The 22273-nt window shown below is 75.0% G+C and carries 23 protein-coding genes and 1 pseudogene; 12 read left to right on the top strand and 12 right to left on the bottom strand.

Features of this window, described 5'->3' with window-relative positions; genetic code table 11:
• Positions 1-27 precede the first annotated feature (27 nt).
• A complete protein-coding gene (gene glpK, locus SM577_RS13250) occupies positions 28-1512 on the bottom strand; it encodes a glycerol kinase GlpK (protein WP_474586987.1) in 1485 nt (494 codons plus the stop codon).
• An 89-nt stretch (positions 1513-1601) separates the two neighbouring features.
• Here glpK and SM577_RS13245 point away from each other — a divergent pair, with 89 nt between their 5' ends.
• On the top strand, positions 1602-2540 hold the full coding sequence (locus SM577_RS13245) for a ribose-phosphate diphosphokinase (protein WP_302919324.1): 939 nt from the start codon (positions 1602-1604) through the stop codon (positions 2538-2540).
• Positions 2541-2667: 127 nt separating this feature from the next.
• Here the strand turns inward: SM577_RS13245 and SM577_RS13240 are convergent, their stop codons facing one another.
• Entirely contained in the window at positions 2668-3135 is a 468-nt protein-coding gene (locus tag SM577_RS13240; RefSeq protein WP_302919682.1) for an ATP-binding protein, read from the bottom strand.
• A gap of 121 nt (positions 3136-3256) precedes the next feature.
• Between SM577_RS13240 and macS the strand changes: the two genes are divergently transcribed.
• Both macS and SM577_RS13230 read left to right on the top strand, forming a co-directional pair.
• Entirely contained in the window at positions 3257-4384 is a 1128-nt protein-coding gene (gene macS, locus SM577_RS13235) for a MacS family sensor histidine kinase (RefSeq protein ID WP_474586986.1), read from the top strand.
• Between the two features lie 34 nt (positions 4385-4418).
• A complete protein-coding gene (locus tag SM577_RS13230) occupies positions 4419-5081 on the top strand; it encodes a response regulator (protein ID WP_302919681.1) in 663 nt (220 codons plus the stop codon).
• Between the two features lies 1 nt (position 5082).
• Here the strand turns inward: SM577_RS13230 and SM577_RS13225 are convergent, their stop codons facing one another.
• The 3 genes from SM577_RS13225 to SM577_RS13215 all read right to left on the bottom strand — a co-directional run bounded on the left by SM577_RS13225 (position 5083) and on the right by SM577_RS13215 (position 7578).
• Positions 5083-5655, bottom strand: coding sequence for a DUF5709 domain-containing protein (locus SM577_RS13225; protein WP_302919322.1), 573 nt, complete (start codon positions 5653-5655; stop codon positions 5083-5085).
• A gap of 139 nt (positions 5656-5794) precedes the next feature.
• Positions 5795-6520: an ATP-binding protein gene (locus SM577_RS13220; RefSeq protein WP_302919321.1), complete on the bottom strand. Its 726-nt coding sequence runs from the start codon at positions 6518-6520 to the stop codon at positions 5795-5797.
• 59 nt (positions 6521-6579) lie between these two features.
• Entirely contained in the window at positions 6580-7578 is a 999-nt protein-coding gene (locus SM577_RS13215; protein ID WP_302919320.1) for an SDR family oxidoreductase, read from the bottom strand.
• Between the two features lie 216 nt (positions 7579-7794).
• Between SM577_RS13215 and SM577_RS13210 the strand changes: the two genes are divergently transcribed.
• A complete protein-coding gene (locus SM577_RS13210; protein ID WP_302919319.1) occupies positions 7795-8997 on the top strand; it encodes a glycosyltransferase in 1203 nt (400 codons plus the stop codon).
• Here SM577_RS13210 and SM577_RS13205 read toward each other — a convergent pair.
• The 4 genes and pseudogenes from SM577_RS13205 to aroA form a co-directional block, all read right to left on the bottom strand.
• Positions 8952-9883: pseudogene (locus tag SM577_RS13205) on the bottom strand (hypothetical protein). The gene SM577_RS13210 and the pseudogene SM577_RS13205 overlap by 46 nt on opposite strands.
• A gap of 59 nt (positions 9884-9942) precedes the next feature.
• Positions 9943-10761: a histidinol-phosphatase gene (gene hisN, locus SM577_RS13200; protein ID WP_474586985.1), complete on the bottom strand. Its 819-nt coding sequence runs from the start codon at positions 10759-10761 to the stop codon at positions 9943-9945.
• A 25-nt stretch (positions 10762-10786) separates the two neighbouring features.
• Positions 10787-11770, bottom strand: coding sequence for a ribosome small subunit-dependent GTPase A (gene rsgA / locus SM577_RS13195; protein WP_474579553.1), 984 nt, complete (start codon positions 11768-11770; stop codon positions 10787-10789).
• A 120-nt stretch (positions 11771-11890) separates the two neighbouring features.
• A complete protein-coding gene (aroA, locus tag SM577_RS13190; protein ID WP_302919316.1) occupies positions 11891-13192 on the bottom strand; it encodes a 3-phosphoshikimate 1-carboxyvinyltransferase in 1302 nt (433 codons plus the stop codon).
• A gap of 102 nt (positions 13193-13294) precedes the next feature.
• Between aroA and SM577_RS13185 the strand changes: the two genes are divergently transcribed.
• The 5 genes from SM577_RS13185 (at position 13295) to rsrA (ending at position 16749) form a co-directional block, all read left to right on the top strand.
• Positions 13295-14005 (top strand): SOS response-associated peptidase, encoded by a 711-nt coding sequence (locus SM577_RS13185; RefSeq protein ID WP_302919315.1) that lies wholly within the window; start codon positions 13295-13297, stop codon positions 14003-14005.
• Between the two features lie 236 nt (positions 14006-14241).
• The gene (locus SM577_RS13180) at positions 14242-14634 is read left to right on the top strand and encodes a WhiB family transcriptional regulator (RefSeq protein ID WP_088992097.1); all 393 of its coding nucleotides are present in this window, start codon (positions 14242-14244) and stop codon (positions 14632-14634) included.
• 154 nt (positions 14635-14788) lie between these two features.
• Positions 14789-15403 carry an alpha/beta hydrolase family protein gene (locus tag SM577_RS13175; protein WP_474587071.1) on the top strand — a complete coding sequence of 205 codons (615 nt, stop codon included), beginning with the start codon at positions 14789-14791 and terminating at the stop codon, positions 15401-15403.
• Positions 15404-15638: 235 nt separating this feature from the next.
• On the top strand, positions 15639-16460 hold the full coding sequence (locus tag SM577_RS13170) for a sigma-70 family RNA polymerase sigma factor (RefSeq protein WP_302919314.1): 822 nt from the start codon (positions 15639-15641) through the stop codon (positions 16458-16460).
• A 1-nt stretch (position 16461) separates the two neighbouring features.
• Positions 16462-16749: a mycothiol system anti-sigma-R factor gene (gene rsrA, locus SM577_RS13165; RefSeq protein WP_088992100.1), complete on the top strand. Its 288-nt coding sequence runs from the start codon at positions 16462-16464 to the stop codon at positions 16747-16749.
• Between the two features lie 110 nt (positions 16750-16859).
• On the opposite strand, the gene SM577_RS13160 is transcribed toward rsrA, so the two are convergent.
• The gene (locus SM577_RS13160) at positions 16860-16934 is read right to left on the bottom strand and encodes a 50S ribosomal protein bL37 (RefSeq protein WP_373292824.1); all 75 of its coding nucleotides are present in this window, start codon (positions 16932-16934) and stop codon (positions 16860-16862) included.
• A gap of 252 nt (positions 16935-17186) precedes the next feature.
• On the opposite strand from SM577_RS13160, the gene SM577_RS13155 reads away from it, so the two are divergent.
• On the top strand, positions 17187-17402 hold the full coding sequence (locus tag SM577_RS13155) for a biotin/lipoyl-binding carrier protein (protein WP_088992101.1): 216 nt from the start codon (positions 17187-17189) through the stop codon (positions 17400-17402).
• Entirely contained in the window at positions 17399-17911 is a 513-nt protein-coding gene (locus SM577_RS13150) for a GNAT family N-acetyltransferase (protein ID WP_302919312.1), read from the top strand. Before SM577_RS13155 ends, SM577_RS13150 begins: the two co-directional genes overlap by 4 nt.
• A 43-nt stretch (positions 17912-17954) precedes the next feature.
• Here the strand turns inward: SM577_RS13150 and SM577_RS13145 are convergent, their stop codons facing one another.
• Positions 17955-18536 carry a TetR/AcrR family transcriptional regulator gene (locus SM577_RS13145; protein ID WP_474586984.1) on the bottom strand — a complete coding sequence of 194 codons (582 nt, stop codon included), beginning with the start codon at positions 18534-18536 and terminating at the stop codon, positions 17955-17957.
• A 111-nt stretch (positions 18537-18647) separates the two neighbouring features.
• Here SM577_RS13145 and SM577_RS13140 point away from each other — a divergent pair, with 111 nt between their 5' ends.
• Complete coding sequence (locus SM577_RS13140) at positions 18648-20240, top strand: MDR family MFS transporter (protein WP_474586983.1); 1593 nt, start codon at positions 18648-18650, stop codon at positions 20238-20240.
• A 37-nt stretch (positions 20241-20277) separates the two neighbouring features.
• Here SM577_RS13140 and SM577_RS13135 read toward each other — a convergent pair whose 3' ends face one another.
• On the bottom strand, positions 20278-22110 hold the full coding sequence (locus SM577_RS13135; protein WP_474579555.1) for a tetratricopeptide repeat protein: 1833 nt from the start codon (positions 22108-22110) through the stop codon (positions 20278-20280).
• Between the last annotated feature and the right edge of the window lie 163 nt (positions 22111-22273).

Genomic DNA, 22273 nt, shown 5'->3' with positions numbered 1-22273 from the left:
TCTCCCTTCGGCACCGTCGGGTCGCCGTCAGTCCACCCAGTTCAGCGTGCGCTCGACCGCCTTGCGCCAGTTGCGCAGCTCGCGCTCGCGGTGCTCCGGTGCCATCGCCGGGGTCCACTGGGCGTCCGAGCGCCACTGCTCGCGCAGGGTGGCCAGGTCCGGCCAGAAGCCGACCGCCAGGCCGGCCGCGTAGGCGGCGCCGAGGCAGGTGGTCTCGGTGATCCGGGACCGCACCACCGGCACGTCGAGCACGTCGGCGAGGAACTGCATGAGCAGCCCGTTGGCGGTCATCCCGCCGTCCACCCGCAGCCGGCGCAGCGCGACGTCGGAGTCGGCGTTCATCGCGTCGACCACCTCGCGGGTCTGCCAGGCGGACGCCTCCAGCACCGCCCGGGCCAGGTGCCCCTTGGTGATGTAGCCGGTCAGCCCGGCGATCACGCCCCGGGCGTCGCTGCGCCAGTGCGGGGCGAACAGCCCGGAGAAGGCCGGCACCACGTAGCAGCCGCCGTTGTCGGCGACGGTGCCCGCCAGCTCCTCCACCTGGGCCGCGGTGGAGATCAGGCCGAGGTTGTCGCGCAGCCACTGCACCAGCGAGCCGGTCACCGCGATCGCCCCCTCCAGGGCGTACGCGGCCGGTTGGCCGTCGATCCGGTAGGCGACGGTGGTGAGCAAGCCGTGCGCCGAGGCGACCGGGCTGGCGCCGGTGTTGAGCAGCAGGAAGCTGCCGGTGCCGTAGGTGCACTTGGCCTCGCCCGGCTGGAAGCAGGTCTGCCCGAACAGCGCGGCCTGCTGGTCGCCGAGCGCGCTGGCCACCGGCACCCCGGCGAGCACCGCGGTGGCCTCCCCGTAGACCTCGGCGGAGCTGCGGATCCGCGGCAGCATGGCGGCCGGCACGCCCATCGCGTCCAGCAGCTCCGGGCTCCAGTCGAGGGTGGACAGATCCATCAGCATGGTGCGGCTGGCGTTGGTCACGTCCGTGACGTGCCGGCCGGTCAGCTTCCAGATCAGCCAGCTGTCCATGGTGCCGAAGAGCACCTCGCCGGCCTCGGCGCGCGCCCGCAGGCCCTCGACGTGGTCGAGCAGCCAGCGCAGCTTCGGCCCGGCGAAGTAGGTGGCCAGTGGCAGGCCGGTGCGGGTGCGGAACAGCTCCTCGCCGTGCGCCTGCTCCAGTTCGCGCAGCAGCGGGCCGGTGCGGGTGTCCTGCCAGACGATCGCGTTGGCCACCGGACGGCCGGTGGCCCGGTCCCAGACCAGCGTGGTCTCGCGCTGGTTGGTGATCCCGACCGCGGCCAGCCCGGTCGCGTCGGTGCCGGCCGCGTCCAGCGCCTCCCGGACCACCCGCTCGACGTTGTCCCAGATCTCCTCGGCGTCGTGCTCCACCCAGCCCGGTTGCGGGAAGAGCTGCCGGTGCTCCCGCTGCGCCACGGCGACGATCTCCCCGGCCCGGTCGAAGACGATGCACCGGGACGAGGTGGTGCCCTGGTCGATGGCGGCGACGTACTCTCCGGTCACGGCAGCACCGTACCGGGCCGGGCGCCACCACGCCGCCCGGCGCCGGGCCCCGGCCCCGGTCCCGCCGGTGATCCGTACGATGTGCAGACGTGCGTGACATCGCCGTGTTCAGCGGAACCGCCCATCCCGAACTCGCCGCCGAGATCTGCGCCCACCTCGGGGTGCCCCTGCACCCGGTGCGGGTGTCCCGGTTCGCCAACGACTGCCTGGAGGTGCAGTTGCAGGCGAACTGCCGGGAGCGCGACGTCTTCCTGATCCAGCCGTTGGTGCCGCCGGTGCAGGAGCACCTGGTGGAGCTGCTGCTCATGATCGACGCCGCCCGGGGCGCCTCGGCCGGCCGGATCACCGTGGTGCTGCCGCACTACGCGTACGCCCGGTCGGACAAGAAGGACGCGCCCCGGATCTCCATCGGTGGCCGGCTGGTGGCCGACCTGCTCACCTCGGCCGGCGCCGACCGGGTGCTGGCGATGACCCTGCACTCCCCGCAGGTGCACGGCTTCTTCAGCGTGCCGGTGGACCACCTGCACGCCCTTCGCGAGCTGGCCGAGCACTTCAGCCGGTACGACCTGGCCAACACCGTGGTGGTCTCGCCGGACCTGGGCAACGCCAAGGAGGCGGCGGCCTTCGCCCGGCGGCTCGGCACCCCGGTGGCGGCCGGCGCGAAGCAGCGGTTCAGCGACGACCGGGTCACGATCAGCGCGGTGATCGGCGACGTGGTGGACCGGGACGTGATCGTGCTGGACGACGAGATCGCCAAGGGCAGCACGGTGATCGAGCTGATGGAGCACCTGCGCGAGCTGAAGGTCCGCTCCATCCGGCTGGCCTGCACGCACGGCCTCTTCTCCAGCGGCGCGCTCGACCGGCTCAGCGAGCAGGAGGGGGTGCTGGAGATCGTCTGCACCAACACGGTGCCGATCCCGGCCGAGAAGCGGGTGCCGAAGCTGAAGGTGCTGTCGGTGGCGCCGGCGCTGGCCGAGGCGATGCGCCGGATCCACGACGGCGAGTCGGTCAGCGCCCTCTTCGCCTGAGCCCACGGTGCCGTGCGCGGCCGGGAGGCCGGCGCGTACGGCCGCCGCGGCGGCCGCGGCCGGTGCCGGGACGCGGCGCGACCCGGGGACGGGGGCCCCACCGCCCCGCCGCGACCGGCCGCCGCGGTCAGTCGCGGCGGTGCCGGCCGATGTGCTCGCGCTCGCCGACCGCCGCGCTGATCCGAACCGTCGTGCCGGCGGCGCCGGTCTCGACCTCCATGCTGTCGCTGAGCTCGCGGGCCAGCCAGAGGCCCCAGCCGCCGGCGGTGTCCGGCGCCGGCCGGGTCCGGTCGTCCAACCGCCGGGCGCTGATCCCGGTGCCGTGGTCGGAGACCTCGCAGAGCAGGTGACCGGCCTGCCGCCACAGCCGCAGCCGGCCCCGCCCGCCGCCGTGCCGGACCGCGTTGGTGATCAGCTCGTTGACCGCGAGCACGAAGTCGTCCAGCCGCTGCCCGCTCAGTCCACAGGCATGCGCGCAGGAGGTGACCGAGTGGCGTAGCTCGGTCACCTGAGCCTGTCCGAAGGCTTCGGCGATCAGGAGGGAGGGTTCGATGGGCACAACCGTACGCGGTGCCGGGGGATCAGCGTTCGTCATGGCCCCGTCCCGCCAGCGGATCTCGGAGGTGTTCGCGGTATTTCCACCGTACGTCAGGATTCCGCCGGCCGCACCGGCCGGGGTGGCGGGCAGGCCCACGCGCTGTGGCATCGTGACCTCCGTGCCGTCCCCGCCCGGTGGTCTCGAGGTCCCGCTCTGGCGGGCCGTCGCGGTGTTCCGCGTCGCCTCCCTGGCGTACGTCTGCGTGGTGGTGCTCCGCGACGCGGACCGCTACGCCCACCCCCTCGCGGCGGGCGCGGTGGTCCTGGTGATGGCGGCCTGGACCGGGGTGACCGCGGCCGGGTACGCCCGGCCCCGCTGGCGGGGCTGGCCGCTGCTCCTGGCCGACCTCGGCGTCGTCCTGGCGATCCTGCTGGTCACCCCGTGGGTGGTCGGGCGCGCGGCGCTCGCCGCCGGGGTGACCACCCTGGCCGTGGCCTGGCTGGGCGGGCCGGTGCTGGCCTGGGCCGTCTCCGGTGGGCGGCGCCGGGGCGCGGTGGCCGCCCTGGTGCTCGGCGCCGCCGACCTGGCCACCCGGGGGATGGTCTCCCCGTCCGCGCTCAACGGCACCATCCTGTTGCTGCTCGCCGGCGTGGTGGTGGGGCACGTGGCCCGGCTCGCGGTGACCGCCGAGGAGCGGCTGCAGCGGGCGGTCGAGCTGGAGGCCGCGAACCGGGAACGGGAGCGGTTGGCCCGGGACATCCACGACTCGGTGCTCCAGGTGCTGGCGCTGGTGCAGCGGCGTGGCGCGCACCTGGACGGCGAGGCCGGCGAGCTGGCCCGGCTCGCCGGCGAGCAGGAGGCGGCGCTGCGGGCGCTGATCGCCGGGGCCGGCCCGGCCCCCGTCGGCTCCGACGACGGTCCGGTGGACCTGCGCGCCCTGCTCGGCCGGTACGCCTCGGCGACGGTGTCGCTCTCGGCGCCGGCCACCCCGGTGCCGCTGCCCGGGCCGGTGGCCCGCGAGCTGGCCGCCGCCACCGCCGCCGCCCTGGACAACGTCGAGCGGCACGCCGACGGCCGGGCCTGGGTGCTGGTCGAGGACGAGGGGGCGACGGTGACGGTGTCGGTCCGCGACTCCGGGCCCGGGTTCCCCGCCGGCCGGTTGGCCGAGGCGGCCGCGCAGGGACGGCTCGGGGTGGCCCGGTCCATCCAGGGCCGCCTCGCCGACCTCGGCGGCACCGTTTCGATCACCTCGACCCCCGGCGCGGGCACCGAGGTGGAGTTGACAGTGCCCCGGGCGCGGGCATGAGCGTGGACAGGGGGTGCGGGACGTGGCGCGGGTGATGGTGGTGGACGACCACCCGATGTGGCGCGAGGGGGTGGCCCGGGACCTGACCGAGGCCGGCCACCAGGTGGTGGCCACCAGCGGCGAGGGACGGCAGGCGGTCCGCGTCGCGGCGGCCGCCCGGCCGGACGTGGTGGTGCTCGACCTGCAACTGCCGGACATCTCCGGCGTCGAGGTGATCCGGGGGCTGCGCGCGGCGCTGCCCGAGGTGCGGGTGCTGATGCTCTCGGCCAGCGGCGAGGCGCAGGGCGTCCTGGACGCGGTGAAGGCGGGCGCCACCGGTTACCTGGTGAAGTCGGCCGCGCCGGCCGAGTTCCTGGACGCCGTGCGGCGCACCGCCGCGGGCGAGCCGGTCTTCACCCCGGGCCTGGCCGGGCTGGTGCTCGGGGAGTACCGGCGGCTGGCGGCCGAACCGGGCGGGGCCACCCCGGCGGGCACCGGCCCGCGCGGCGGCGACGGCGCGGCACCCCGGCTCACCGACCGGGAGACCGAGGTGCTGCGCCTGGTCGCCAAGGGGATGTCGTACAAGCAGATCGCCGAGCGGCTCGGGCTGTCGCACCGGACCGTGCAGAACCACGTGCAGAACACGCTGGGCAAGCTCCAGCTGCACAACCGGGTCGAGCTGACCCGGTACGCGATCGAGCGCGGGCTGGACGACTGACTCAGACCGAGTGCGGTGGGCGCGTCTCGTGGATGGCCAGCTCCTCGGCGGTGGCCCCACCGCCGGCCGAGCCCGCGTCGTAGGCGACCGAGTCGGTCTCCTGGTCGGTGTGCGCCCCCTCGTCCGGTTCGACCAGCCGCCCCACCTGCGCGTCGGCCACGCTGCCGAGCTGGCCGTGGTCGTAGATGGAGACCGGGGACTTCGGGTCCGAGGTCGGGCCCGGGTCGAGCACGTCCGCGTCGAGCTGCGCCTGGGCCGCCTGCTCCCGGCTGTCCGCCTCGGCGGCGATGTCCGGGTCGATCGGGCCGGCCAGCGGGTCGTCGACCGGGCGTTCGAAGGACTCCCGGGCCAGCTTGTAGTCGAGCGACTCGCCGTCGAGCTGTTCCTCGGCGGTGGTCCCGAACCGGTCCACCGCCACCGGGTCCCGGTCGGCCGGAATCTGCGCCGGCTCCGGGCCGTCCGCTTCGCGCCCGGTCAGGACGTCGTCGTTGGCGGTCGAGTCGTCGTCGGCGGTGTCGGGCAGGCCCTCCGCCTCGGGGTCGGACACGGGGGTCGGGTACTCGTCGTCGCGCATGACCGGTCACTACCCACTGCCGGCACCCCCGTAACCGCCACCACCGGCCACGCAGGCCGGGCAACCGGCCGATTCGGGGACACCCGGCCGCACACCGCCCGCTCCCGCCACGACGGGCCGGCCGCACCGACCCGGGCGGTCAGCCCCGGGCGGCGGCCTCGTCGTCCGGGTGCAGCACGCACCAGACGACCTTGCCGTCGGGCACCGGGCTGCTGCCCCAGCGGCGGGCCACCGTGTCGATGAGCAACAACCCCCGGCCACCGGTCGCGGTCAGCGGGGCCAGCCCGGCGTACGCCGGCTGGCGCGCGGAGTGGTCCCGGACGGCCAGGTGCAGCTCGCTGTCGCGGGGCGCCAGCCGGACCGTCATCGGGGTGTGCGCGTGGGCGACCACGTTGTTGACCATTTCGGTGACCGCGATGCAGCCCGGCTCGGCCAGCCCCGGCACCCCCCAGCGCTGGCAGCCGTCGGTGACCAGTTGCCGGGCCTCCCGCGCGGCGCCGACCGAGGGCGGCAGGTCGGCGGTGAGCACGGCGGCCATCGGCGCGGCGGCCAGCGCGGCCATCGCCCCGTCCAGGGTCGGCCAGGCGGGCACCCCGGCGACCGCGCCGGACGGGTCGTAGAGCAGCAGGTCCGCGGCGGGCCAGTCGAGCACCTCGCGGCGGACCTCGGCGAAGACGCGGCCGGCCGCCGGCTCGGCCACCCGCAACCGGGAGAGGTCCACCACGACCGGCCCGGGCCGGTCGCTGAGCCGGGTGAGCAGTGCGTCGCGCACCGGGCCGACTCCGGCCGGGTCGAGCACCCCGGTCACCCGGATCACGGCGGACGACCGGTCCGTCTCCACCAGGCAACGCACGTCGGTCGGCATGATCGCCCTATTCTGCCTGCCCGGAGCGGACCCCGCATCCGACCGGCCGGCCGGACCCATCAGCGGACCGTCCGGGTTCGTCGGGCCATCGCGGCGACCGTGCCCACCGCGGTGCCGGCGGCCGCCAGGCCGAAGGCCGCCGTCATCCGCACCAGCTGCCGCCGCCGGCCGTGCCAGCCCCCCTCGCGCCGGGCCGCGGCGTCCGCGTCGAAGACGTTTCCGGAGGTGTCCAGCCGGGGCGCCGGCCCGAACTGGGTGCGGTGGGCGTACCAGCCGAGCGTCCGCTCGGCCAGGGCCGGGGCGAGCCGCCACTGCAGGCCGATCAGTCGCGCGGCGCCGCCGGCGTACGCCTCCCGGCGCGGCCGGCGCAGCATCCGGACGATCGTCTGGGCGACCATCTCCGGCGGGTAGACCGGTGGCGGGGGCACCAGTTCCCGCCCGCTGTGGTTGGCGGCGTGCCGGAAGAACGGGGTGTCGATGGTGGCCGGCAGCACCGTGCAGATCGAGATGTTGCCCCGGCCGGTGACCCGCAACTCCTGGCGGACCGTGTCGGCCAGCCCGCGGATGCCGTGCTTGGTGGCGTTGTACGCGGACTGGTAGGGCATCGCCACCTCGGCCAGCACCGAGGCGTTGTTGACCAGCACGCCGCCGCCGGCCGCGGTCAGGTGCGGCAGCGCGGCCCGGGTGCCGTACGCGGCGCCGAGCAGGTTCACCTCCAGCACCCGGCGGAACTCCTGCACCGGGATCTCGTCGAACAGGCCCACCGCGCTGACCGCCGCGTTGTTGACCCAGCCGTCGAGCCGGCCGAACTCCTCCACCGCCCGGGCGGCCAACCGCTCCATCGCGGCCGGGTCGGTCACGTCGGTCGGCACGACCAGCGCCCGGCCACCCAGGTCGCGGCAGTTGCGGGCCACCTCGCGCAGGGCGGCCTCGCTGCGGGCGGCCAGCACCACGGCGGTGCCCCGGCGGGCGAGGGCGTACGCGGTCGCGGCGCCGATCCCGCTGGAGGCTCCGGTGATCACCACGGTGGCGTCGGCGAGGCTGCGGGTGAGCGGCATTCCTGGCCGGTACCCCGGCTGGCCGGGGGTCATGCGACCGACGCGGGTCGGATCCACGACCCCGGGAGCGGCCCGCGCGGGCGGCTCGACACTTGTCGCCGCGCAACTACCCGCCGGCCTCTTCCCGATCTGCCAGGTTTCGGCTCCCGAGCCCCGGGTTAATGGGACCCTCTGACCGGAGGACCACCGCTGGAGAAAATCGCATGGAGGTGACCCATGCGCGTCGGCCTCGTCTGCGCGCACGCCGGCCCGTCCAGCCACCCCGAGGGCCCGGCCGTCGGCACCCACCAGCACATCGCGCGGGTCGCCGAGGAACTGGCCGCACGGGGTCACGACGTCCGGGTGTACGAACGCCGGGACGACCCCGGGCAGCCGGAAACCGCCGACGTGCACGGCTACCGGCTGGAGCGCGTCCCGGTCGGGCCGGCCTCGGCGCTGCCCACCGCCGACCTGGTCCCGTACGTGGCCGAGTTCGGCCGCTGGCTGGCCGACCGCTGGTCGGGTGAGTGGACCCCGGACGTGGTGCACGGGCACTACTGGATCGGTGGGCTGGCCGCCGCGCACGCGGTCCGCGAAACGGACATCCCGGTGGTGCAGACCTTCCACTCGCTCGGCGTGGAGCAACTGCGCCACCTCGGGCAGCAGTACGGCGGCCCCGGCGAGCGGATCCCGCTGGAGCGCGCGCTGACCCGGGCGGTGGACATCGCGGTCGCCCAGTGCAACGACGAGGTCGACGAGCTGACCCGGATGGGCCTGCAACGCACCTCGGTGGCGATGGTGCCGGCCGGGGTCGACATCGAGCAGTTCCACCCCGACGGGGAGGCCGCGCCGCGCGACCAGCGGGCCCGGATCCTCTCCGTCGGCGGCCTCGCGCCCGGCCACGGCCAGGACGACCTGATCCGGGCCATGCGGCTGGTCGGCGACGCCGAACTGGTCATCGCCGGCGGTCCGCCGGCCGAGCAGCTGGCCAACCACGCCGAGGCGCGCCGGCTGCGCGAGCTGGCCGAGCAGAACGGGGTGGCCGAGCAGGTGAAGCTGGTCGGCGCGGTGCCGCACGACCAGATGGCCACCTGGTACCGCTCGGCCGACGTGGTGGCCTGCACCCCGCACTACTCCTCCGCCGGCCGGGTGTCGCTGGAGGCGATGGCCTGCGGCGTGCCGGTGGTCGGCTACGCCATGGGCGGCATCGCCGACGCGGTGGTCGACGAGGTCACCGGCCGGCTGGTGCCGCCGGGCGACGTGCGGACGCTGGGCGTGACGCTGCGCCGGCTGCTCGCCGACAACGCCGGCCGGTTCGCGTACGGGCACGCCGCGGTCGACCGGGTGCGGTGCAGCTACACCTGGGAACGGACGGCCGGCGCTTTGGAACGCCTCTACGAGCGGGTGGTCCGCCGCCGCAAACCGGTCGAAGCGGCCTGACGACGCCGTTTCCGTCCTCGGCGGCGGCGGTTCAGCCGACCCGGGCGGCCCCGACCATGGCCCGCTTCCGGTCCCCGGCGACCGCGTGGTGGTGCTGCGGCTCGGCGTACCGGGTCAGCCCGATGACGGCGGCCAGGGTGACCAGGAAACCGGCCGCGGCCAGCCACTCCCGGCCGGGCCAGATCTTGTCGTTGAGCAGCAGCAGGCCGACGATCGCCGCGGGCACCGCCCCGGCCGCGTCCATCGCCGCCACCGCCGCCGTGGTGGAGCCGCGCTGCATGGCCAGGCCGAGCAGCAGCTGGCCGACGACCGAGTGCCCGACCAGCAGGTAGAGCAGCGGGTTGCCGAGGAACGCCTCGGCGGTCGGCGCGGACGCCAGCGGCCGGGCGGCGACGGCGGCGGCGGAGAACGCCAGCCCGGCCAGCGAGCCGAGCGCCACCGAACCGGGCGCGCCGTGCAGCCGCACCGCGAAGAAGCCGAGCACCGCGATCCCGACGAGCGCCACCAGCAGGGCCACCGTGCCGGCCGTGCCGAGCTGCCGCGACGGTGCCGGCCGGGCGGCCAGCACCAGCGCCGTGATCCCGCCGAAGAGCAGCACCAGCAGCACCACCTCGGCCGCCGGTAGCCGCCACTTGAGCAGCAGCACGCCGAGCAGCGCGGTCACCCCGAGCCCGGCCGCCACGCTGGCCTGGACCAGGAACAGCGGCAGGTCGCGCCGGGCCAGGAAGGCGAGCACGAACCCGACCACCTGGCAGAGCAGCCCGACCAGGTAGGTGCGGTGCCCGGCCAGCCGCAGCAGCAGGCCGGGATCGAAGGTGTGGTGCACGGTGGTGCGGGCGGCGGCGACCGACTGGAGCAGGTTGGCGATGCCGTAGGCGACGATCATCGACGCGAGGAAGCACCAGCCGGAGGTGGACACCTGGCGAGGATAGAGGCTTGCCGGGGTCAGCGCGCGGTGGGCCGACCGAGCCGGGCGAGGATGTCGGCGTGCAGCGCGCCGTTGCTGGCCACCACGCTCTGCTCGGCGTCGCTGCCGGTGGCGGGGGCCGGTGCGCCGTGCAGGTCGGTGATGGTGCCGCCGGCCTCGGTGACGATCGGCACCAGCGCGGCGACGTCCCACAGCGACAGTTCCGGCTCCACCATCGCGTCCAGCGCGCCCTCGGCGAGCAGCACGTAGCCGTAGAAGTCGCCGTACGCCCGGCTGCGCCAACTGTCCCGCATGATCCCGAGCATCCCGTCCAGCCGCCCGTTGGCCGTCCAGCCGTCCAGCGACGAGTAGCAGAAGCTGGCGTCGGCGAGCGCGCTCACCCCGGAGACCCGGATCGGGGTCCCGCCGGCGGCGTTCGCGCCGGCGTAGGCGCCCAGGCCGCGCGCCGCCCACCAGCGGCGGCCCAGCGCCGGGGCGGAGACCAGCCCGACCACCGGCCGGCCCGCCTCCAGCAGGGCGATCAGGGTGGCCCAGATCGGCACCCCGCGGATGTAGTTCTTGGTGCCGTCGATCGGGTCGACCACCCACTGCCGGTCGTCCGGGCCGGTGGCCGGCGCGGCGCCGTACTCCTCACCGAGCAGCCCGTCGGCCGGGCGGTGCTCGGCGAGCAGCGCCCGGATCGCCCGCTCCACGGCGGTGTCCGCGTCGGAGACCGGGGTCAGGTCGGGCTTCGCCTCGACCCGCAGGTCGAGCGCGCGGAACCGGGCCGTCGACACGGCGTCGGCGGCGTCGGCGAGCAGGTGGGCGAGGGCGAGGTCGTCGGCGTACCCGGTCATGGGGGGCAACCTAGCCGATCCGGCGTCAACCGCCGGCGGGCGGCTCGCCGCGCGGCTCGGGCTCGGCCCGCGGGTCGCCCTCACCGGCCCGCGAGGCCAGCAGCCGGCGGTACGACGCCAGCCGGCGCGGGTCGGCCTTGCCGGCCGCGACCCAGGCGTCCAGCCCGCAGTCCGGCGCCTCGGCGGTGTGCGGGCAGTTGGCCGGGCAGTCGACGGTCCCCTCGACCAGGTCGGGGAAGCCGTGCAGCAGGCTGTCGGCGGAGACGTGCGCCAGCCCGAAGCTGCGCACCCCGGGGGTGTCGATGATCCAGCCCGGGTCGCCGTCGCCACCGCCCGGCGCCGGCGGCAGCCGCAGCGCCACCGCGCTGGTCGAGGTGTGCCGCCCCCGGCCGATCGCGCTGACCTCGCCGACCGCCCGGGCGGCCTCCGGCACCAACCGGTTGACCAGCGTCGACTTGCCCACCCCGGAGTGCCCCACCATGACCGAGACCCGCCCGGCGAGCAGGCTGCGCAGGGCGTCCAGCTCCGAGTCCGGCCGGATCAGCACGTACGGCAGCTCCAGCTCGGTGTAGTAGCCGAGCACCGCGTCCGGGCCGGCCAGGTCGGCCTTGGTCAGGCAGAGCAGCGGCTCGATGTCGGCGTCGTACGCGGCCACCAGGCACCGGTCGATGAACCCGGTGCGCGGCGGCGGGTCGGCCAGCGCGCTGACGATCACCAACTGGTCGGCGTTGGCCACCACCACCCGCTCCAGCCGCCCCTCGGCGGTGGTCGCGTCGTCCTCCGCGGTGCGGCGCAGCACCGAGCGCCGCTCGGCGATCCGGACGATCCGGGCCAGCGCGCCGGCCGCGCCGGAGGTGTCCCCGACCAGGCCGACCCGGTCGCCGACCACCACCGACTTGCGGCCCAGCTCGCGGGCGCGCATCGCGGTGATCGTCGGGGCGTCCGGGCCGGCGTCGGGCAGCACGCAGGTGTAGCGGCCCCGGTCGACAGCGATGACGAAGCCGTCCACCGCGTCGGCGTGCCGGGGCCGGGTGCGGGTACGCGGGCGTGAGGACTTCCCGGGCCGGACCCGTACGTCGTCCTCGTCGTACTCCCGCCGTCTGGTCGCCAGGACCGTCCCCTCTGCGCGTCAGCTCTTGCCGGTCACCATTGCTGACCATAGTGCCGGGAACTCGGGCATGGTCTTCGAGGTACACGCCACGTCGTCGAGTTCGATGCCCGGCACGGCGAGCCCGGCCACCGCGGCGGCGTGCGCCATCCGGTGGTCGGCGTAGGTGCGGAACACGCCGCCGCGCAGCGGGCGGGGGCGGATCTCCAGCCCGTCGTGGGACTCGGTGAGGTCGGCGCCGAGCGCGCTGAACTCCCGTGCCAGCGCGGCGATCCGGTCGGTCTCGTGGCCGCGGATGTGGGCCACCCCGGTGAACCGGGACGGCGAGTCGGCCAGCATGGCCAGCGCGGCCAGCGCCGGGGTCAGCTCGCTGACGTCGGAGAGGTCGGCGTCCAGGCCGTGCACGACGCCGGTGCCGCGCACCGTCAGCCCGGCGGTGGAGAGCGTCACCTCGCCCCCCATCAGCTGGAGCAGCTCGCGCAGCCGCTCCACCGGCTGCGCGCTGCTGCGCGGCCAGCCCTGCAGCGTCACCTCACCGCCGGTGACCAGGGCGGCGGCGAAGAACGGCACAGCGCCGGAGAGATCCGGCTCGATCGTCCAGCCGCGCCCGGTGAGCGGGCCCGGCTCGACCGTCCAGACGTCGGGGGTGGTGTCGTCGACCGCCGCGCCGGCGGCGCGCAGCATCTGCACGGTCATCCGCAGGTGCGGCGCGGAGGGCACCGGCGGGCCGACGTGCCGGACCACCACGCCCCGGTCGAAGCGCGGCGCGGCCAGCAGCAGCCCGGAGACCAGCTGGCTGGAGGCGGAGGCGTCGATGACCACCTCGCCGCCGGCGACCCGGCCGGCGCCGAGCACGGTCAGCGGCAGGCTGCCGGTGGCCGGGGTGTCGATCCGTACGCCGAGCGAGCGCAAGGCGCCGATCAGCGGCCCGAGCGGGCGGATCCGGGCCTGCGGGTCGCCGTCGAAGGTGATCCGCCCGTCGGCCAGCCCGGCCACCGGCGGGACGAAGCGCATCACCGTGCCGGCCAGGCCGACGTCGACGTGGGCCGGGCCGACCAGCCGGTGCGGCCGGACCAGCCAGCGGTCGTCGTCGCTGATCGACATGTGCGCGCCCATCGCCCGCAGCCCGCCGGCCATCAGCTCGGTGTCGCGGGCCCGCAGCGGCCCGGCCAGCGTCGACGGGCCGCTGGCCAGCGCGCTGAGCACCAGGGCGCGGGCGGTCATCGACTTGGAGCCGGGCAGGCGCACGCTGGCCGCGACCGGGTCGGAGGCGGTCGGTGCGGTCCACGGCTGCGGCGGCCGGGTCGCGGTCAGGTTCCCCACGGTTACATTCTGCCGTGCCCGGCGGCCGGTGGCGCCGGCCGTCCCGGGAGCTCCCGGTTGGCGGGACAGCCGAGCGGCCGTCGGCGGGATAGCGTGTGCGGCATGTGCGGGAGGTACGCGACGACCCGGAGCGCGGGCGACCTGAGCGCGCTGTTCGAGTCGTACGACGACACCGACGGCCGGCTCGCACCCGACCACAACGTGGCGCCGACCGATCCGGTGCCGCTGGTCCGGGTCACCCCCGAGGGGCACCGCGCGCTGTCCGTGGGCCGGTGGGGGCTGGTGCCGGCGTGGTCCCGCTCGCCGGCCGGCGCGGCCCGCATGATCAACGCGCGGTCCGAGACCGTCGCCACCAGCCGGGCCTACGCCGGCGCGTTCGCCCGCCGCCGCTGCCTCGTCCCGGCCGACGGCTGGTACGAGTGGGTCCGCTCGGCGGGCGGTGGCAAGCAGGCCTACTACATGACCCCGCTGGACGGCTCGGTGCTCGCCTTCGCCGGCATCTGGTCGGTCTGGGACGGGCCGGCCGGGCCGTTGCTGACCTGCAGCGTGCTGACCACCGCCGCGCTCGGCGAGCTGGCCGAGGTGCACGACCGGATGCCGCTGCTGCTGCCGCGCGAGCGGTGGTCCGGCTGGCTGGCCCCGGGCGGCGAGCCGGACGCGCTGCTCAGTCCGCCGCCGCTGGACTGGCTCGGCGGGCTGGAGATCCGGCCGGTGGGCCCGGCGGTCGGCGACGTGCGCAACGACGGCCCGGAGCTGACCGCCCGGGTGCCGCTGGCGCGGGCGGCCGAGCCGGAGGAATTGACGCTGTTCTGACGGCGTCGGAGGTCGGTCCCGCCGCCCGGCGGCGCGTGCGCATTCGCGCGCATTGTCGCCGACTGATTTGCCAGTGTTGCGGGCGAATCGTCGCCCGAATATTCCGCCGACTTTACGGCAAAGTCTTGTCCCCGCCTCCGGAAGTGCGATACAACACAGCGCCGGTGGTGGGTGTCGATCCGCACGGGGTGGACGAAACCCATCGATCTTGCCGGTCCCACGGGGGAGGTGGGTGGATGACACGGGCACGTATGCCCCGCCCGCACGAGGTGGCCGCCGCACGACGAGACCCGCGCCTGCTGCGCGCGTTGCGGGAGCGGCGCCAGGACGAGGCATGGCGGACCAGAGGAACCTGTCAGAGCGTCGACCCGGAAACGTTCTTTCCGGCGCCGAACGAGCCGGCGGACGCCGCGATCGCGCTCTGCCGCAGCTGTGACGTGCAGGGCTCCTGCCTGGCCTGGGCGCTGGAGGTGGGGGACTGCCACGGGGTGTGGGGCGGCACCACCCCGCGCGAGCGGCGGGCGATGCTGGTCGCCTGGCGCTCCGAGGTGCAGCCCGATCCGGACGCCGCCGACGAGGCCGGTCCGCCGGTGCGGGACCGCCTGCTCACCCTGGTGCCGCTGAGCTGACCGCCGACTGACCCGACCGCGACCGGCCCGTGCCGCACGGGCCGGTCGTTCGTCGTGCCGTCGAGCGGGTCGGGCGGGGAGCGTGGCGGGCACCATCGGGGTCGACCCGATCACCGCCACCGCCGCCGGGCGGACCGGGGCGCAGAATGAACCGGTGCCGACCAGCGACGACATCGCCACGCCCCGGGGTGCCGCCCGGGTGGACACCGACCTGCCCGCCGGCCCGCCGGTCGCCCTGCTGGTGCTCGGGCACGGCGCCGGCGGCGGCGTCGACGCACCGGACCTGCTGGCGGTCCGGGACGCGGCGGTGGGCGCCGGGCTGGTGGTGTCCCGGGTGACCCAGCCCTACCGGGTCGCCGGCCGCCGCGCGCCCGCCCCGGCCGGGCACCTCGACGAGGCGTGGACGGCGGTGCTGACCGTGCTGCGGAGCCGGCGTCCGGGCGTACCGCTGCTGGTGGGTGGCCGGTCCAGCGGCGCGCGGGTGGCCTGCCGCACCGCCCGGGCGGTGGCCGCCGCCGGCGTGCTGGCGCTGGCGTTTCCGCTGCACCCGCCCGGCCGGCCGGAGCGGTCCCGGGCGGCGGAGCTGGCGACCGGCCTGCCGACGCTGGTGGTCAACGGCGACCGCGACCCGTTCGGCGTGCCCGAGCCGGGGCCGGCGGTGCGCGTGGTGACCCGCCCCGGGGAGCGGCACGACCTGCGCGGCGATCCCGCCGGCACGGCGGCCGTGGTGCTCGCCTGGCTGCGCGAGCGGGGCTGGGCGCGGACCTGACCGGACCACCCCGGCACGCCGGACGGGCCGTTTCCGTCGGCGGAGCCGGGTCGTTGCACCGGTTGGTGCCGTTCGCCCGGTTCGGGCGGCGGCACCGGTCCTCCCAGGCCCTTCCTGGTCCCAGCGCCGGTCCCGACCGGGGCCGGGACCAGGAACGGGGACCGGAGCCGGAATGATCGGGCCGGCGGTTCGCGTTGCACCCCCCGGACGACATTTCTGGCGAGGGGGGTGACCGGTGCCGACCGAGACACGGGCCCGGGAACGGGACGACCGGGAAGCACGGCGGGTGCGTCGACTGCTGGACGGTCCGGACTGGCCCGCGGCGGTGCCGCCGGCCGGTGCGGTGGTGAGCACCAGCACACCCGACGGAAGTGGATCTGCCACCTCCTCCGGACGCGTATCCTCGGCGGGAAAGCATCCGACGCGAGGGGATGTGCGGTTGACCACCGAGAAGACGGACGAGCGCAGGGCCCGCTTCGAGCGGGACGCGATGCCCTTCGTCGATCAGCTCTACGCTGCCGGGCTGCGGATGACCCGCAACCCGGCGGATGCCGAGGACCTGGTCCAGGAGACCTACCTGAAGGCGTACGCCGCCTTCCACCAGTTCGAGCAGGGCACCAACCTGAAGGCCTGGCTCTACCGGATCCTGACCAACACCTACATCAACTCCTACCGCAAGCGGCAGCGCCAGCCGATCCAGGCGCCGACCGAGGAGATCACCGACTGGCAGCTCGCCGAGGCCGAGTCGCACACCTCCAGCGGGCTGCGCTCGGCCGAGACCGAGGCGCTGGACCGGCTGCCGGACAGCGACGTCAAGGAGGCCCTCCAGCAGTTGCCCGAGGAGTTCCGCCTGGCGGTCTACCTCACCGACGTCGAGGGCTTCTCCTACAAGGAGGTCGCCGACATCATGGGCACGCCGATCGGCACGGTGATGTCGCGGCTGCACCGCGGCCGTCGTAACCTGCGCAAGCTGCTCGAGCAGTACGCGGCCGAGCGGGGCTTCAGCTCCGCCTCGTCGTCGAAGGGCTCGACCGCTGCCGCCGGCCGGGAGGTGTGACGTGAGCTGTGGGAAGCCGCACGAGACGGACTGCCGCGAGGTGCTCGAGGAGGTCTACCTCTACCTCGACCTCGAGTGCGCCGAGGAGCGGCGCACGCTGATCCGCTACCACCTCGACGAGTGTGGCCCCTGCCTGCGCGAGTACGGCATCGAGCAGGAGGTCAGGGCGCTGGTCGCCCGGTGCTGCGGCAACGAGACGGCACCCGAGCAGCTGCGCGAGCGGCTCCGGGTCCGGATCTCCGAGCTGGTGGTCTTCGAGAGCAGCGAGTCGCGGGAACTGACCGACTGAGCGCGGCGTGACGACGAAAACCGGTGGCCCGGGTCGAGACCGACCCGGGCCACCGGTGTCTCCGGCATCCGCCGGTGGGGTTCGTCGCCGGACGCCGTCCGGCGGGCGCCTCAGGAGTTGGGGCGCTTGCCGTGGTTGGCGTTGCTCTTCTTGCGGGCCTTCTTCTTCCGGGCCTTCTTCGCCATGGGTGACCTCCTCGTGATGGTCGGATCCGCCTGCGCACGACCTCGGCGCCGGTGCACGCACCGGTCCGCCCGGCGCCAGGTCCGACCTGCTGATGCTAGTGCGGCGGGCACCCGCCGTCGTCGCCCGGGGCGGCAGCGGTACGCCCCGCCGCCCGCCGCCCCGCCGTCTCCCGCCCGCCGCTCCCCGCCCGCCGGTGCCCCGGCTCATGATTGGATACGTCGGCAGGTAACCCGTGAGAGGGAGGGCCGGAGATGGCCGAGGAGATCCGCGCCGAGATGGTGGCGAACGTCTGGAAGGTCGTCGCGTCCGCCGGGGACACCGTGTCCGAGGGGGACACCCTGGTGATCCTGGAGTCGATGAAGATGGAGATCCCGGTCGTGGCGGAGTCCGACGGCGTGGTGCGTCAGCTCGCCGTGAACGAGGGTGACGTGGTGCAGGACGGCGACCTGATCGCGGTGATCGATTGAGCGGCCTGCTGGTCCGCCGGGCCACCCCGGCCGACTTCCCGGCGGTGGCCCGGCTGACGGTGGCCGCGTACGAGGCGGACGGGCAGCTCAAGGGGGAGCACGGCTACGCCGCGACGCTGGCCGACGTGGCGACCCGGGCGGAGCACGGCGAGGTGCTGGTCGCCGTGGACGAGGCCACCGGCGAGACGCTCGGTTCGGTGACCTTCGTGCTGCCCGGCACCCGGTACGCCGAGCTGTCCGCCGCGGGCGAGGCGGAGTTCCGGATGCTCGCCGTGGACCCGGCCGCCCAGGGGCGGGGCGTCGGGGCGGCCCTGGTCGACGCCTGCGTGGCGCGCGCCACCGAGCTGGGCTGCTCGGCCGTGGTGATCTGCGTCCGCAGCGGCTTCGCCGCCACCGCCCACCGCCTCTACCAGCGGCGCGGCTTCGTCCGGACGCCGGAGCTGGACTGGTCGCCGGTGCCCGGCGTGGAGCTGCTCGGGCTGCGGCTCGACCTCACCCCGGCCGGCTGATCCGGGCTGACCGAGCCGCCCGCGGCCCACCTCGCCCGAGGGGCTACCGGGCCGGTTCGGCCGGCCCGCCGATGGGGGCGAGCAGCTCGTCGGCCACCTCCAGGGCGATCCGCCGCCGCTCCTCGTCGGTGATGTGCGGGGTCCGGACGGCGAACCAGCTGGAGTGCACGGCGAAGAGCGACAGCGCCGCGCGCAGCTGCGCCGACGGTGAGTCGTCACCCCGGAAGAGCGCCTCGGCCAGCTTCAGCATCCGGCCGCGCATCTGCTGCCCGGCGGCGAGGCTCTTGAGCACCGTCTGGTTCTGCTCGAAGAACCGCATCACCGAGGGCTGCTCGCTGGCGAACATCGCGTCGGCGTAGCGGGCGATCAGGGCGCGCCGGGTCTCCTGGGTGGCGGGCTGCGCCTCGGCCCAGGCGACCAGCTCGTCCATCAGCTCCAGCCGGTCCTCGACGAAGCTGCTGACGATCTCGTCCTTGCTCTTGAAGTGGTAGTAGAGCGCCGCCTTGGTCACGTTGAGCCGCTCGGCGATCTCCCGCAGCGAGGTCTTCTCGTACCCCTGCTCGGTGAAGAGCTCCAGTGCGACGGCCTTGATCCGTTCCCGTGTGCCGCCTGTGCTCTCTCTCACCCACACACCCCAATCCGCTTGACCGCTTGCCGTACCCAACTTACCGTCCGGCTAGTAAGGTAGCTAGCCGGTCGGCAAGTAAGTGTGTCACTTCTCGGGGGGAGCTTACCCATGACTCAGGCCACCCAGGCCGTGCGACGACCCAACGTACGGGTCGTGCTCTTCGGCCTGATGATCGCCATGATGCTGGCGATGCTCGACAACATGATCGTCAGCACCGCGCTGCCGCGGATCGTGGGCGAGTTCGGCGGGCTGGACCACTTCACCTGGGTGGTCACCGCGTACGTGCTGGGCACCACCGTCTCCACCCCGATCTGGGGGAAGCTCGGTGACCTCTACGGCCGCAAGTCGGTCTTCCTCACCTCCGTGGTGATCTTCCTGGTCGGTTCGGCGCTCTGCGGCATGGCCGGCTCCGAGATGTTCGGCGGTCCGGGCGACGGCATGGTCGAGCTGATCGCCTTCCGGGCCGTCCAGGGCCTCGGCGCCGGCGGCCTGATGGTCGGCGTGATGGCGATCATCGGTGACCTGGTGCCGCCCCGGGAGCGGGGCCGCTACCAGGGCATGATCGCCGGCATCATGGCGATCGCCATGGTGGCCGGCCCGCTGGTCGGCGGCTTCATCACCGACCACCTCTCCTGGCGCTGGGCGTTCTACGTCAACCTGCCGCTGGGCGGCATCGCGCTGCTGGTCCTCGCCACCACCATGCACCTGCCGAAGTACCGCACCGAGCACCGGATCGACTGGCTCGGGGCGGCCCTGCTGTCGGTCGGCATCACCGCGATCGTGCTGATCACCACCTGGGGTGGCAACGAATACGACTGGACCTCGCCGCAGATCCTCGGCCTGGCCGTGCTCGCCGTCCTGGCGCTGGTGGTCTTCGGCCTGGTCGAGCGGCGGGCCGCCGAGCCGATCCTGCCGCTGGGTCTCTTCGCCAACCGCAACTTCGCGCTGATCTCGGTGATCGGCTTCCTGCTCGGCTTCGCGATGTTCGGCGCGATGAACTTCCTGCCGCTGTACCAGCAGACCGTGCAGGGCGCCTCGGCGACCAACTCCGGGTTGCTGCTGCTCCCGCTGATGTTCGGCATGCTGGTGGTCTCGTTGCTGATCGGCCGGGCGATCACCCGGACCGGGCGCTACCGCAGCTACCCGATCATCGGTGGTGCGGTGATGGCAGCGGGCATGGCGCTGCTGACCCTGCTCGACGTGCACACCAGCAAGCTGGAGTCGTCGCTCTACATGGTCGTGCTCGGCGTCGGCATGGGCTTCCTCATGCAGACCTCGATGCTGATCGCGCAGAACAGCGTGGAGCAGAAGGACCTCGGCGCGGCCAGCGGCGCGGCCACCTTCTTCCGCTCGATCGGCGGCTCGTTCGGCATCTCGCTGTTCGGCGCGATCTTCGCCAACCGGCTGGCCGACTCCCCGGCCGGCGGCGCCGTCACCGGCGGCGGTGGCGAGGCCGGGGTCGGTATGGACCTGGCCCAGCTCAAGCAGCTGCCGGCGGAGGCCCGCGAGCTGGTGCTCGGCGGCCTCGCCGACGCCATCTCGCACGTCTTCTGGTGGGCGGTGCTGTTCACCGTGGCGGTGCCGGTGCTGGCCTGGTTCATCAAGGAGATCCCACTGCGCACCGCCAACGACGCGCCGGCACCCCAGGGCGCCGGCGACGACCAGCCCGAAACCGCCCTCGGCAAAGCCCCCGTCGCCTAACCCCCCAGCCCCGCGGGGCGGGTGGTGCCGGGTGGGGTTAGGGGTGGCGGAGGGGGGCGGTTAGGCGGCGCCAGAGGCGGCGGAGGGGGTTGCGGGGGCGGGGGAGGCCGGTGCGGGCGGTGAGCAGGGTGGTGGCGAGGGCCGCCGTGTCCCGGTCCAGCGCCGGGGTGGCCAGGGCCAGGTGGGCCAGGGAGGTGGCGATCGGCACCGGGCGCAGCCGGGCCACCGCCGCCACGTCGGCCAGCCGCTCGGCCACCACCGCTGCCACGTCCGGGCGTACCCGCGGGTCCACCCAGGCGGCGGTGACCAGGGCGAACAGCGCCGCCTCGGTGATCCAGTCCTCAACACCCCAGACCAGGTCGAGCAGCACCTGACGCCGGGTGGACTCCGGCCACGGCTCGTCGGTGCGGTGGTGCAGCAGGCCCAGGCAGGCCCACACCTGCACGCAGCGCACCCAGAGCGAAGGGTCCTGCCCGCCCAGCACCCGGCCGAGTGCGGTGGCCGGCGGCTCGGGCGGGTGCACCAGCAGGCCGAGCAGGTCGGGCAGCTCCACGGTGGCCAGGCCGACCGCCGCGTCGTAGGCCGCTGGCGGGTGCGGCCAGGCCGGGTGGGCGAGCTGGCGGAGCCGGTCCGCCGCCTCCGTCGAGGGCGCCGGCACCGCGGGCGCGGCGGTCGTGCCGTCGTAGCGCCAGAGCTGCCGGGTCTCGGCCCGGCGGGGTTCGCGCGGGTCCGGCCCGGCCACCTCGGCCACCTCGACCCGCAGCCCGGGCGCGGCCGCCGCGGCGGTACGCATGGCGCTCGGCGGCGCCGGGGTGTCCAGCCGTACGGCGCCGCCGGGGGCGTCGTGGTCGCCGGCGGCGGCCAGCCGCAGCGCGTCCACCACCGCCCCGCCGGCCGGGGTGACCTGCCCCAGCCAGGGCCGGCTCCGGCAGCACTCGGCCAGGTCGGCGTGCTCGTGCGAGTCGTCCGGGTGCTCCCGGACGAAGTCGGCGAGCGCGACCAGGTGCGCCACGTCGCCGTCGCGCTGGAACCGCAGCCGGTGCGCGGTGTGCACCGCGCAGTCGAAGGTCGGGTCCCGGGCCAGCGCCCGGTCGATCCAGTCCAGCGCCTCGTCGAGCCGGCCGTGGTCGGCCAGCGTGCCGGCGATGTCCGCGTACACGGCGAGGTCGTCGGGATCGTGCTGGACCGCGCGGCCGAGCGCCGCCAGCGCCTCCCGGGTGCGCCCGGCGCTGCGGTACGCGTACCCGAGCCACACCTCGCCGATCTTCGACGGCTGCGCGCGTACCCCTCGGGCGGCCCAGCGGATCGCCAGCGCGACCTCGTCGAGGCGCCGGGCCAGCGCGGACGCCGCGCCCAGCAGCAGGGCGTGCTCGGGGTGGACGGTGACCGCGTTGCGGGCCAGCGTCAGGTACGGCGCCAGCGCCGCCCGGCCGGCCCGCGGCACCGGGTCGGGGGCGACGGCGCAGACCTGCATCAGGATCCGGGCGATCCGCTCCGGGTCCAGCCGCTCGGCCAGTTCCGGCGCGGTCACCCAGGGCACCCCGGCCCAGTCCGTGCCCGGCACGTGCCCGGTGGCGGCGACCAGCAGGTCCAGCCCCTCGGCCGGCTGCCCGGCGGCGGCGAGCAGGTGGGCGCGGGCGACCACGGCGCCGACGAACACGCGGTGACCGAGCGGGAAGAGCTCGACGCCGCCGTCCCCGCTGGCGGCGGCGAGCCGGGCCAGCAGCTCGTGCACCTCGGGCAGGGTCGGGGTTTGGGCGAGCGCGCCGGCGAGGTGGCCGGCGGCGTGCGGCAGGTCGCCGGCCTCCAGCGCCAGCCGGGCCAGGGCCAACTCCTCCGCCGCGGGCAGCGGGCGGTCGTCCTCGGACACGGCGTCCTCTCGGTCGTTTCTGCTCGGTGAGGTCGGGCAAGCCTAGGTGATGTTGGACCGGGGTGGTGATCATCTGCGCACTACTGCTCGTTAGATTGCTCAGGCCAGATCAAACGTGCAAGACTGAGCAGGAAACGCGCGGCAATCGCGCAGTGGGAGGAGT

The sequence above is a fragment of the Micromonospora desertarenae genome, assembly GCF_056150265.1.
The sequence above is the reverse complement of the archived record's forward strand: the minus strand, read 5'-3'. Positions and strand labels throughout refer to the sequence as shown.